The sequence below is a fragment of the Sphingomonas sp. SP5 genome (genome assembly GCF_058313455.1).
Genome location: NZ_JBZFLF010000003.1, coordinates 307,502 through 319,828 on the forward strand (window position 1 = coordinate 307,502; position 12,327 = coordinate 319,828).

At 62.9% G+C, this 12,327-nt stretch carries 8 protein-coding genes and 2 pseudogenes; 7 read left to right on the forward strand and 3 right to left on the reverse strand.

The features are described 5' to 3' along the window. The first annotated feature begins 39 nt into the window (after positions 1–39). Positions 40–2,076 (forward strand): ATP-binding protein, encoded by a 2,037-nt coding sequence (locus AC4GY7_RS09170; protein WP_491113127.1) that lies wholly within the window; start codon positions 40–42, stop codon positions 2,074–2,076. 71 nt (positions 2,077–2,147) lie between these two features. Beyond that, positions 2,148–4,724 (forward strand): sensor domain-containing phosphodiesterase, encoded by a 2,577-nt coding sequence (locus tag AC4GY7_RS09175; protein ID WP_491113129.1) that lies wholly within the window; start codon positions 2,148–2,150, stop codon positions 4,722–4,724. Positions 4,725–5,219: 495 nt separating this feature from the next. Here the strand turns inward: AC4GY7_RS09175 and AC4GY7_RS09180 are convergent, their stop codons facing one another. Next, a complete protein-coding gene (locus AC4GY7_RS09180) occupies positions 5,220–5,984 on the reverse strand; it encodes a formylglycine-generating enzyme family protein (RefSeq protein WP_491113726.1) in 765 nt (254 codons plus the stop codon). A gap of 32 nt (positions 5,985–6,016) precedes the next feature. Beyond that, a complete protein-coding gene (locus AC4GY7_RS09185; RefSeq protein ID WP_491113131.1) occupies positions 6,017–6,337 on the reverse strand; it encodes an energy transducer TonB in 321 nt (106 codons plus the stop codon). A gap of 213 nt (positions 6,338–6,550) precedes the next feature. Here AC4GY7_RS09185 and AC4GY7_RS09190 point away from each other — a divergent pair. The 4 genes and pseudogenes from AC4GY7_RS09190 to AC4GY7_RS09205 form a co-directional block, all read left to right on the forward strand. Further along, positions 6,551–7,050: pseudogene (locus tag AC4GY7_RS09190) on the forward strand (transposase); the annotation flags it as partial. A gap of 64 nt (positions 7,051–7,114) precedes the next feature. Continuing rightward, the gene (locus tag AC4GY7_RS09195; protein ID WP_491113133.1) at positions 7,115–8,143 is read left to right on the forward strand and encodes an IS110 family RNA-guided transposase; all 1,029 of its coding nucleotides are present in this window, start codon (positions 7,115–7,117) and stop codon (positions 8,141–8,143) included. 201 nt (positions 8,144–8,344) lie between these two features. Further along, positions 8,345–8,956: pseudogene (locus AC4GY7_RS09200) on the forward strand (IS3 family transposase); the annotation flags it as partial. Positions 8,957–9,099: 143 nt separating this feature from the next. After that, a complete protein-coding gene (locus tag AC4GY7_RS09205; RefSeq protein ID WP_491113135.1) occupies positions 9,100–9,534 on the forward strand; it encodes a pyridoxamine 5'-phosphate oxidase family protein in 435 nt (144 codons plus the stop codon). A gap of 112 nt (positions 9,535–9,646) precedes the next feature. On the opposite strand, the gene AC4GY7_RS09210 is transcribed toward AC4GY7_RS09205, so the two are convergent. After that, positions 9,647–10,984, reverse strand: coding sequence for an MFS transporter (locus AC4GY7_RS09210; protein ID WP_491113137.1), 1,338 nt, complete (start codon positions 10,982–10,984; stop codon positions 9,647–9,649). Positions 10,985–11,199: 215 nt separating this feature from the next. Here AC4GY7_RS09210 and cyoA point away from each other — a divergent pair, with 215 nt between their 5' ends. Further along, a complete protein-coding gene (gene cyoA, locus AC4GY7_RS09215) occupies positions 11,200–12,324 on the forward strand; it encodes a ubiquinol oxidase subunit II (protein ID WP_491113139.1) in 1,125 nt (374 codons plus the stop codon). Positions 12,325–12,327: the final 3 nt, after the last annotated feature.

Consider the following 12,327-nt stretch of genomic DNA (forward strand, 5'->3'; position numbering starts at 1 on the left):
GGGTTTGATGACAAAGGGGACAACCGAGACGAGTACCCCTTGAGCCTTCCCGACCTCGACTATGCCGGCCTCTTCGACGGGTCGCCAAACCCCTATCTGGTACTCGACCGCGATCTCAACATCGCCGGTGCCAACCGTGCCTATTTGAACTCGGTCAAGCGCGAGCTTCCCGAGATCCTCGGTCGCTGGGCGTGGGACGCCTTCCCGAGCGATGCCGAGACCGTACGGCAGGCGGTCGACTCCTTCGAACGGGTAAAGGCGACGGGAAGGCCCGACACAATGGCGCTGCTGCGCTTCGACGTGCCTCGTCCTGACGCCGAGGGCGGCGGGATGGAGCGGCGGTTCTGGAGCATCACCCACGCTCCCGTCTTCGATGCGGATGGCAAGGTGACGCTTATCCTCCAGCATCCAATCGACGTCACCGAGCTTGAGCGGCTGCGTGAGGCGGTCAACACTGGCGCACCGGACGTGGAGTTTCGCCCCGAGCAGACCGGCATCTTCGAACGCGCCCAGCACGTCTATGCCGAGAACCAGAAGCTCGCGACCGAGATCGCCAAGCGTACGGCCGACCGCAATCGCCTGTGGGAGATGTCAGCCGACATCATCCTCATCGCAGGCTTCGATGGCACCATGGAAGCCGTCAACCCGGCCTGGACGGAGGTGCTCGGCTGGAGGGAGGAAGAGCTGGCCGGTAGCAGCCTCCTCGACCTGATCCACCCGGACGATCTGACCCATACGCTGGAAGGCACGGCCGGCATCCTGCAGGGTGCCGCGCTCCGCAATTTCGAGAACCGCTACCGCCACAAGGACAGCAGTTATCGCACCATCTCCTGGACGGCCGGGCCGGGTGACGGCCGCATCGTCGCCATCGGCCGCGACGTGACCGAGGAACAGCTGCGTGCCGAGGCGCTCGCCAAGGCCGAGGACCAGCTTCGCCAGAGCCAGAAGATGGAAGCGGTCGGTCAGTTGACCGGCGGCTTGGCGCACGACTTCAACAACCTGCTGACCGCGGTGACTGGTGGGCTGGAACTGCTCGGCCACCGCCTCGCCGCAGGGCAGTACGACAAGCTCGATCGCTACATGAGCATGGCGCTGACCGGCGCGCAGCGTGCCGCGGCGCTGACCCAGCGCCTGCTCGCCTTCTCGCGCCGCCAGACGCTGGCGCCGGTCGCGACGGACACCGACCGGCTCGTTGCGGGCATGTCGGAGATCATCGACCGCACGCTCGGCCCCTCGATCGAGCTGCATTTCGCCGCCACGGCGGGATTGTGGCCGGTGCTGGTCGACGCGCCGCAGCTGGAGAATGCGCTGCTCAACCTGTGCATCAACGCGCGCGACGCGATGCCCGATGGCGGTCGCCTGACGATCGAGACCGGCAACAAGACGCTCGATGCTCGTGCTGCGGCCGCGCAGGACCTGCCGCAAGGCGACTACGTCTCGCTGTGCGTCACCGACACCGGCACCGGCATGTCGCCGGACGTCATCGAGCGGGTATTCGATCCGTTCTTCACCACCAAGCCGCTTGGCGAGGGCACGGGCCTGGGTCTATCGATGATTTACGGCTTCGTCCGGCAATCGGGTGGACAGGTCCGCATCTATTCCGAGGTCGGTCAGGGCACGACGATGTGCCTCTATCTGCCCCGCCTCGTCGGCACCCACGACCTTGCCCAACTGGAGCAGGCTCCAGCGGTACGGCATCGTGCCGAGCAAGGTCAGACCGTGCTGCTGGTCGAGGACGAAGCCGCGATTCGCGAGCTGGTCGGCGAGATTCTGGGTGACGCCGGCTACCGTGTGCTGACGGCCAGCAATGGCCCGTTGGGCGTCGCGCTGCTGCAATCCGACGAGCGGATCGATCTCCTCGTCACCGATGTCGGGCTGCCTGGCGGTTTGAACGGGCGCCAGGTCGCTGATGCCGGTCGTGTCACGCGACCGGACCTGAAGGTCCTGTTCGTCACCGGCTATGCCGCGAACGCGGCGGTGGGCGCCGGGCATCTTGACGAGGGCATGGCGGTGCTGACCAAGCCCTTCAACGTCCTCGAACTGGAACGACGGGTTAGCGAGATGATCACCGGCTGACCGGCGACGCGGAGTCAGACAAAGGTGACGCGTTAATAAGTTACCAACACCCCAATGCCATTAATGCAGCTATGACCTTCACCAGCTCCCTGAGCGATGCGGCCGAGATGGGTCGGCTCACCGCGCTCTGGAGCATGGCGATCCTCGATACGCCTACCCAGCGGGACTTCGATGAGGTCACACGGCTGGCGGCTCTCGCGCTTGGCAGCGAAAGCGCAGCGGTCAGTCTGGTCGACGACCGGCGCGCCTGGTTCAAGTCGCGCGTCTGCATTCCAGATACGGAAGCGCCCCGAGAACATGCCTTCTGCATTCTGGCGCTGGAGTCAGCCGAGCCGGTCGTCATCCTCGACACCCACGCCGATGCACGATGTGAAGGGAACCCACTGACCCTCGGTCATGACGGATTTCGCTTTTATGCCGGTGCGCCGATCATCACCTCGGCTGGCCATTGTCTCGGCACGCTGTGCGTCCTCGATCGCCAGCCACGGGCTGAGGTGCGGCCCGACCAACTCAGGGCGCTTGCCGATCTTGCCGGGATCGTCATCGGCCTGATCGAGGCTCGTCGCTATCGGCAGATCGGCGAGATCGCGACCCAGGTCGTCAATGTCACCTCGGACGCGATCCTCTGTGTCGACGGCAAGGGCACGATCACGTTCTGGAACCGGGCTGCGGAGGCGATGTTCGGCTATTCGTCTGCCGAGGCGGTAGGCCGTTCCCTCGATATCATTATACCCCCGGCTCATACTTCCGCTCATCATCGCGGCTTCGCACGCGCCTCCGCGGGCGGTCCCACGACCCTGGTCGGCAAGTCTGTCGAGCTGACCGCCAAGCGCTTCGACGACAGCGAGTTTCCGATCGAACTATCGCTCGCCCGTTGGGGATCGGTAGCGACAGGTCACAACTTCGCCGGCATCATCCGGGATGCCTCGGCTCGCAAGATGCTGGAACGTGAACGGGAGCAGGCCAAGGCATTCCTGGACACGGTCGTCGATCATCTTCCCGCGGTGCTGTTCGTCAAGGACGCGGAAACCAAGCGCTACCTGCTGGTCAATCGTGCCGGCGAGGAACTGACGGGCCGTTCCCGGAACGATATGGTCGGCAAGACCGACCTTGAGCTGTTCGCCCAAGGCGCCGGCTATGAGCAACGCGACGAGGCCGCCCTGGCGCTTCAGGGTGTCCACCTCTTCGAGAGCCAGTTCGAGCGCCCTGGCGGTGACCCTGTAACGCTGCGCACCAAGCGCATCGTCGTCGACGGGCCGAACCGCGAGCGCGAATATATCGTCGGCATGTCCGAGGACGTGACCGAAACCCGAATAGCGCAGGCAGAAGTGCAGCGCCTGGCGCACTATGATTCGCTGACCGGGCTGCGCAACCGGGGTTCCTTCGTCGACGAGATGGACAGGCTGATCGCTGCGCAGGCGCCGTTCGCCCTCATCAGCATTGATCTCGACCGCTTCAAGGCGGTGAACGATCAGTTCGGCCATCTCGCTGGCGACGCGGTGCTCGCGCAGATCGGCGATCGCCTTCGCGCCGTTACGACCGCAACGACGACGCTCGCCCGCGTGGGCGGCGACGAGTTCGCGATGATCGTTACCGGCGCCGCACCCGCCGAGCGCGCCCGCATCCTCGCTGCGACCGTCGTCGCCACGCTGGCATCGCCGATCGTCACCCGCTGGGCGACTGTCCAGCTTGGGAGCAGCATCGGCATCGCGCTTGCACCCGGTGATGCCACCACGACCGAGGAGCTGCGCCAGCACGCCGATCTGGCGCTCTATCGCGCCAAGCAGCAGGGCCGCGGGATCGTCTGCTTCTTTAGCGCCGAGATGGACCGCGCCACTCAGGATCGCCGCGAGCTGGAGCGCGACCTGCGCACTGCCCTCGACAGCGGAGAAATCACGCTCGCCTACCAGCCCGTAGTATCCGCTAGCACCGGGCAGATCACGAGCGTGGAAGCCCTGGCCCGCTGGCACCATCCGGTCAGGGGGCCGATCCCACCCGACCTGTTTATCTCGATTGCCGAGGAAGGCGGGTTGATAGCGCAACTCGGGAAACGCATTCTCTGCATCGCCTGCGAGGAGGCGACGGATTGGCCGGAACACATCAAAGTCGCGGTCAACATCTCCCCGATGCAGATTCATGCAGGCGATCTGTTCAAGGTCGTCCGCCACGTTCTGACCAGCAGCGGCCTGTCTCCGCGCCGCCTTCAGCTAGAGGTGACCGAAGGACTGTTCCTGCGCGACATCGACCACACGTTCCGCGAGCTGGACCAGCTGCGCACGCTCGGCATCCAGATCCTGATGGACGATTTCGGCGTCGGCTACTCTTCGCTCAGCTACTTCGAGCGGTTCCGGTTCGACAAGGTGAAGATCGACCAGAGCTTCGTGCGGCAGATGCTCGCCTCCCAGGCCTCATCCGCAATCATTCAGGCGGTCGTGGGATTGGGGACGAAACTCGGCATGGGCGTGGTTGCCGAGGGCGTCGAGACAGCGGAACAGATGGCGGCGCTGGTTGAGGCCGGGTGCACCCATTTGCGGGGTTACCTCTTCAGCAAACCGCTTCGCAGCGCGGAGATCAAGGCGTGTCTGCTTACGAACGCACGATTTGTCCCGCGCCCTATAGCGTCCGCCCTGCGCGTGGTGTCCGCTTGAGCTTGGCTGATGCTGCGGACAGCTAAGGCAAGAGCTTTCTAGCAATCGTATTTGGGAACGAAGCTCGCTTCCTTTTTCTCGATCCCAACCGGGACAGGCCGATTGGTCGCTAACGCGCAACAGCGAACATTCCGACGTTTCTGACAAGCTGTTGTTCTGGCAGCGCATCAAGAGGCGGTGGACGGTGATCCGCACCGGTTCTGACACTTGATGAAGACCTATCCATGCGTCAGAATCAATCGATGACAAACGCACGTGTCGTGACTGGTACTTTGGTGTGCGTGGCGCTGCTCGCGTTTGCTCTTGGTCGAATTGCCTATGGGGTCGGAACGCTAATGATGGCTGCCGTTATGTACCCACGGCTGAAGAAGCCGGATCAGGCACCGCCGAAGCGGCCAGACTGAAAACGCTCTTTGCGACGTTGAACGTCGCAACGGCAGCTCCCGAAAGCGGCAACCTACCCATCCTATGCTCTTCTCGCGGATAGCCGCGAGTTTAGCGCGTTTTTGGGTGGGTCGGTGCGTGCAACAGCGAAGCGGCAAGCCTGAACCCGACGCTGGTCATTGCGCCACCACATATCGAGTGTGAGACAGCCCGAAAGTCACTAGGAATTTCCCTGCCGCTGCCACGTTCGACAGAGTACCCTCCGAGCCCTGTGACGAACGGAACGTCCGGCTCCGCGCCCGCGCACCTTTCCAGCTCCTGTCCTGATAAGCGATGCAAATCGGACACCAACTCCCCGGCGTTGCCCTCAAGGTCGAAGATGCCCTCAGAGGTAGCAGGTCCCCCGGCGACGACTTGTACTGTAGCCTCGCGAACGCTTGCGCGAGGGTCCGAGCGCACCAGGGAAGCAGCTCTTGCCCTTTCCCAAGATGACCATAGACGCGGTTGTGCAGTCCGCGCGGCTACCTGCCACTCTCTGAGCGTAGGCAACCGGAAAGCCGAGTTGGTGGCCCGGTTCAACCATGCAATGTAGCATCTCACGTGCTCCGCGCTGACGCCAGTAACCGGGTAATCGTCTCTAATCCGTGGGTCCCGGGCGCTTAGAGCGTCCTGATCTTTGCCCGACGATGTCTGCGGCATTGGGCAGCGCGCTCCATCAACGGATTGGAGATATTGCTTCCATGTCACCTCCCGAGTTGACAGCATGAAGCTAGCAGAAGGGCGAGCATCCTCACGAATTAGCGTCATCTTCGGAAGGATCGGATAGCGATCGTCCGCCGGCATCTCGTTTGCTTGAGCGCACGGCGAAACTAACATCGCAATGAGGCAGTAAGCCGGGACGCTCAAACTTATTGGCCCATGGGCCACGTGACACGCAACTGCTTGACCGAGCGTATCGGGCGGCCGCTTTTATCCGTGGCAGGTACAAATCTGCCCTTCGCGGACATTGCCTCACAAGCTTTGGCATCCAAACTGGCACTACCGCTCCCATTGGCGACCGCACATTGGACAACCTTGCCTTCTGAGTCGATTTGTAGTGACAGCAGAGTCGAATGGTTTCGTAGCGGGACGTCCTGAGCTGGAGGCGCAGTGTTTGACGCAATGTCCTGCTCGGACATTCCGAATATACGAGAGAAGCGACCGTTATACCAGATCGCCACACCCGTCATTTCTTGTCGAGTATGCTTAAAAGCGAGGCCGACCTTGTTACCCAGCGTCGAGCACTCAGGCACATACGAAACAAGCGGACCGCAGCCGCGCTTGAGGTTACTTGGCTGGATTGTTCGAAGGGTAGTAGCGGGGTTGACGTCCTCCCTGTTTTTTCATCCAAGCTGAGTGAGAGTTTTCCGGCCCTTTGAAGCCTTCGGGCAAGGAGCTGGGACATGAAGAAGACGAGGCACACTGAGGAGCAGATCGCGTTTGCGCTGAAGCAGGCAGAGACGGGCACGCCGGTGTCGGAGGTGATCCGCCGGATGGGGATCTCGGAGCAGACGTTCTACCGTTGGAAGAAGGTGTACGGCGGCCTCGGCGTCGGCGAGCTGCGTCGCCTGAAGCTACTTGAGGAGGAGAACCGCAAACTCAAGCAGCTGGTCGCGGACCTGAGCCTCGACAAGCACATCCTGCAGGACGTGCTGTCAAAAAAGCCCTGACGCCTGGACGACGGCGCGAACTCGTCGCGCACGTCCAGGCGTCCCACGGTGTCAGCGAGCGGCGCAGCTGCTCGGCGCTGGGCGTTGACCGGTCGTCGGTGCGCTACGTGTCGCATCGCCCGGATCAGGCGCCGCTGATGCTGCGCATCCGCGATCTGGCCGCGACGCGGACGCGGTACGGCTACTTCCGCATCTACATCCTGCTGCGCAGGGAGGGCTGGTTGGTGAACCACATGGCGTAATCAGGAGCGGTGCTCCCTGGGATAGCCTGTCGTCCCCTGAAGAGGAGGATGGAAGATGACCTGCTATGTTGGCCTAGATGTGTCGATGAAGGAGACCGCGATCTGCGTCGTGGACGAAATGGGCGATCGCATATGGGACGGTAAGTCGCGGACGGACCCCGACGCTGTCGCGGCCGTGCTGGCGCTGAGGGCAGCAGGAGCCGTGAGGATCGGTATCGAGACAGGCCCGATGACCGTGTGGTTGTGGCACGCATTAACCGAGCGAGAGCTGCCGGTTGTGTGTCTTCATGCCAGGCATGCTGCGGCAGCGCTGAAGCTGCAGATGAACAAGACGGACCGCAACGACGCGTTTGGTTTGGCACGGCTGGTCCGCTCGGGCTGGTACCGGCCGGTCGCTGTTCGCTCGATGGAGACACACCGGTTGCGCGCGCTCCTGATCACGCGAGACCAACTGGTCGGCATGAGCACCGCGCTCATCAACAAGATACGCGGCCTGGCGAAGACTTTTGGCATTCTGGTCGGACCCGGAAAGGGTGGCACCTTCGAACGTCAGGTCCGGGCAACGCTGCCGGACGATCCGGTCGTCGCCGCACTGTTCGAGAGCCTGCTAGCGATGCTGGGCACATTGCGGGAGCAACAGCTTGCCATTGCAAAGCAGCTCGGGCGGGTTGCCCGGCAAAGCGGCGCCTGCCGCTTGATGATGACGATGCCCGGTGTCGGTCCATTGACGGCCGTCAGCTTCATGACCACCATCGAGGATCCTCACCGGTTCCGACGCTCGCAGGATGTCGGCGCCTATCTCGGTCTTACCCCTCGCCGCTACCAATCGGGCGAGGTCGACATCAACGGCCGCATCTCCAAGTGCGGAGATCGCCTCACCCGCAAGCTATTGTTCGAAGCGGCCAATGTCATGCTGTCGCGGACCTCGCAGGCATTGCCGCTGAAGGACTGGGCTGCCGCCATCGGCCGGAGATCGGGCTTCTGGAAGGCGCGCGTTGCGCTGGCCCGCAAGCTGGCAGTGATACTGCACCGGATGTGGATCGACGGGCGAGCCTTTGACCCGAAGGTGGCTGCCATGACCTGATACCCGCTTCTGGAGCTGCCGCCCTGCCAGGGTGCGGCCACGGCCATCTCGTGACTCGCTTCGTGACCATCTGGAACACGGGAACCACATCGAGAGGCCGGCGATCTGGCGCCATGCTGAGGCTGGACCCGTCCTGACCTCGAAGACGACAACGATGCGCAAAAGCAGATCGACTACGAGCACCTTGGGAAACGGCTTGACCGATTAGACGACAAACGCGTCTACCGGCTCTACCGGGATGATGGACTGAGCCTTCGGCTCAAGAAACCCCGGCGCAACGTCAGCGCTGCCAACCGAGACCGGCAGCCTGCGGCATCGGCGGCCAACGAGATGTGGTCGATGGACTTCGTCTCCGACGCGCTGTTCGATGGCCGGCGGTTGCGGGCGCTGACCGTCGTCGATGCGTTCACGCGCGAAGCGCTGGCGATCGACGTCGACCAGGGCATTAAGGGTGAGCAGGTGGTCGAGGTGATGGCGCGGATCTCGTCGATCCGCGGCGCGCCACGGACCATTCGGGTGGACAATGGGCCGGAGTTCATCTCAAAGGCGCTCGACCGCTGGGCCTATGAGAATGGCGTCACGCTGGACTTCAGCCGGCCGGGCAAGCCGACGGACAATGCCTTCGTGGAATCGTTCAACGGCCGCCTTCGGGACGAGTGCCTGAACACGCATTGGTTCCTGTCGCTGAAGGACGCCAGGGCCAAGATCGAGGCCTGGCGACGGGACTACAACGAGAGCCGTCCTCACACATCGCTTGGCTGGCTGACGCCGGTCGAATATGCTGCCGCCGCGGCCAAGATCGCGGCCGAATGAACGCCGGATGCTCACCCTCGACTTGGATGAGAAACCGGGGGACCCTCAGCCGATGGTCGCATTGGCTCGCGCGACCGATACGTCGCTACATTCGTTATAACCGCTTGAGCATACTTCCTGGCCCAAACTGAAGGAGTAACACCATGTCGAACCTCAGCCTAGATGACCTGTCAAAGAAGATGGCAAAGTTGGACTTTACAATGATGGCCACTCGCTCACCCAACGGCACCCTGACAGCCCGCCCGATGAGCAACAACGGCAATGTCGAATATCGAGGCGACAGCTACTTCTTCGCTTATCAGAACTCGCGAAAGATTGCCGACCTGTGCGCCGATCCGCACGTTACGCTTAGCTATACCGGTGCGGTTGGCATGCTCGGCGGCCCCCCGCTGTTTGTAACTGTCGAAGGCGCCGCTGCGCTGATCGAAGACAAAGCCGCGTTCGCCGATCATTGGACAAAGGATCTCGATCGGTACTTTCCCGAGGGTATCGACACACCCGGTGTCGTGATGATTCGTATCGATGCAAAGGCGATCCGCTACTGGGATGGTAGCGACGAGGGCGAGATCACCATCTGAGCGAGGCACCTAACGTCCCTACCACACAGGGCTTTCGCGGGATTGTCGCGGAAGTCATGCATTCTGCGACATTAGGAGATGGTGACGGCGCGTCTTGTCTCCGAAGCCACAATCACCCGGCGACTTTGCTTCCCCACTCACGGTTAAGTGCCAGTGCTCCCAGCGTGCACAGCGCGCCTGACAAAAGGTAGACACCGACCGCGATCAGCCCGAAGTTGCTGGCCAGCAGCAGTGCTGCAAGCGGCGCAAACCCCGCGCCGATGAACCAAGCCGCGGTCGCTGTAGTGCCCGCACCGGTATAGCGATGGCGGGGCGGGAAGCGGTCGTTCACCGCGCCCGACGACTGTCCAAACGAGAGGCCGAGGAGGACGAAGCCCAAGATCATATAGATCCATTCACCGTCGGCTCCTTGGCCGAGGAGGCGCGGTGCGAAGAGGCTGAACGCACCGATCAGCACCGCGGAAATGCCGAGCAGCTTGCGACGGCCGATACGGTCGGCGAGGATGCCTGAGAGGGCAACGGCTACAAGCCCCACGGCTGCACCGACCATCTCGATGCTGAGAAAACGCACCGGCGGCTCGCCCGAGGTGAGCACGAACCAGGACAACGGAAATACCGTCACCAAGTGAAACAGCGCGAAGCTGGCAAGCGGTGCAAAGGCACCCAGCAGGACGACCTTGCCATGGTTACGGAACAGTTCGGAAACCGACGAAGGCTGGAGTTCGCGGCTTTCGAATAGCTCCTGAAACTCAGGTGTCGAGATCAGGCGGAGCCGTGCAAACAGCGCTACCACGTTGATGACGAAGGCCACGAAGAAGGGATAGCGCCATCCCCATTCAAGAAAGTCGGTGGTGGTAAGCGTGGTCAGCAGGAAGGCAAACACCGCAGTGGCGACGAACAACCCGACCGGCGCCCCCAGCTGCGGGATCATTGCGAACCAGCCCCGGCGTTCGGGTGGTGCGTTGAGCGACAGCAAGGCGGGGAGCCCATCCCAGGTGCCGCCTAGCGCGAAACCCTGACCCATCCGGAAAAGCGCGAGCAGCGCCACGGCGCCACTGCCCATCTGCGCGTAGCCGGGCAGGAACGCCATCGCAGCGGTCGATCCGCCGAGCAGGAACATCGCGACAGTCAGCTTGACCCCGCGGCCATGCTTGCGGTCGAGCCACATGAACAGCAGCGCCCCGAACGGCCGCGCAATGAAGGCGAGCGCAAAGATGGCGAAGGAGTAGACTGTCCCTGTGAGCGCATCGACGTAGGGGAATATCAGCGACGGAAACACCAGCACCGAGGCGATTGCATAGACGAAGAAGTCGAAAAACTCGGACGATCGTCCGATGATGACGCCGACCGCGATCTCGCCAGGACGGACGCGATGGTCGCGCGCATTGATCAACCGGGCATCACGCTCCAACGGCGTCGAATTCCCAGCCTTCAAGTTTCTGGCTGCCATCCGTTTGTCCTCTGTTCCGACCCGTCCGATGCGAGGCTTGCCCCGACACATGCCGTGCGACGATCCGCGCTGATGATGACTGACACTACCGTCTAGCAAATCGCGGCACTTTGACCGTGGTCAAATGCGGGCAGGTGGTGCCGGACTATCGGCGAGGCATGCGCAGATCAGGATCACCCCTCATCCCATGGGCGTCACGCCTTCCATTGGTCGCCATGCCGGCATTGCTCGGCGGCTGCGACATGGTCGTCATGAACCCAACCGGCGACATCGCCGTCCAGCAACGTGACCTAATCCTGTTTTCGACCGGGATCATGCTGCTGGTGGTCGTGCCGGTCATGGCGATGACGGTGCTGTTCGCGTGGCACTATCGACGTGGCAACGCGAAGAAGACCTATGACCCCGGTTTCGATCATTCGACCACGCTGGAGCTGGCGATCTGGGCGATCCCGCTACTGATTATCGTTGCACTGAGCGCTGTGACCTGGACGAGCACCCACCTACTCGATCCGTTCCGGCCGCTCGCCCGACTGTCCGCGGGGCAGCCGGTTCCCGCCAACACAAAGCCGCTCGAGGTGCAGGTGGTCGCACTCGACTGGAAATGGCTCTTCATCTATCCCGAGCTGGGTATCGCGACCGTCAATGAGCTGGCGTTGCCGGTGGACGTGCCGGTCCACTTCTCGATCACCTCGACGAGCCAGTTCAACACCTTCTACGCTCCGACGATGGCCGGCATGATCTATGCCATGCCGGGCATGCAGTCGCAGCTGAACGCCGTGCTGAACAAGCCGGGCGAGAGCTGGGGCTATTCGGGCAATTATACCGGCCGCGGCTATTCCGACATGCGCTTCAAGCTGCGTGGGATGGCGCCGGCCGATTTCCGGGCCTGGGTCGCGCAGGTGAAGGCAAGCGGGCAGGGCGGCCTTGCACCGGCCAGCTACGTCGTGCTGGAGAAGCCAAGCGAGAAGGTGCCGGTGGTGCACTTCTCATCCGTGTCGCCCGGACTGTTCAACCGCGCGCTCAACGGCTGCGTGGCGCCCGCCAGGCCGTGCATGATCGACGTCATGACCCACGACATGAAGCGTGGCGGCGGCAATCCTGCCAACGGCCGGATCGGCAGCGGCATGCCGATGGGCCGCAACACCGCCCCCGATGGCGAAAAGCCGACGCCTGCGCTGCAGAAGGCGCCGGAGGACAAGGGCACCGGCCCCAACGTCACCAAGCCAGGACGCCCGGGCGCTGCACCCGGCCCTCAGAATCCCGGCGACCAACGCAACCGCGACATGTCTGCCGTCGAACCCATCTCAGCCGCCAGCGCTCCGCGCGCCGTGCGGACCTGATCC

Excerpts from the sequence above, each read along its gene's own strand:
- AC4GY7_RS09195 (WP_491113133.1), top strand. The coding sequence starts at position 7,115 with ATGACCTGCTATGTTGGCCTAGATGTGTCGATGAAGGAGACCGCGATC.
- AC4GY7_RS09185 (WP_491113131.1), bottom strand. The coding sequence starts at position 6,337 with ATGACGGGTGTGGCGATCTGGTATAACGGTCGCTTCTCTCGTATATTC.
- AC4GY7_RS09180 (WP_491113726.1), bottom strand. The coding sequence starts at position 5,984 with ATGTTAGTTTCGCCGTGCGCTCAAGCAAACGAGATGCCGGCGGACGAT.
- AC4GY7_RS09205 (WP_491113135.1), top strand. The coding sequence starts at position 9,100 with ATGTCGAACCTCAGCCTAGATGACCTGTCAAAGAAGATGGCAAAGTTG.
- AC4GY7_RS09210 (WP_491113137.1), bottom strand. The coding sequence starts at position 10,984 with ATGGCAGCCAGAAACTTGAAGGCTGGGAATTCGACGCCGTTGGAGCGT.
- AC4GY7_RS09175 (WP_491113129.1), top strand. The coding sequence starts at position 2,148 with ATGACCTTCACCAGCTCCCTGAGCGATGCGGCCGAGATGGGTCGGCTC.
- cyoA (WP_491113139.1), top strand. The coding sequence starts at position 11,200 with ATGCCGGCATTGCTCGGCGGCTGCGACATGGTCGTCATGAACCCAACC.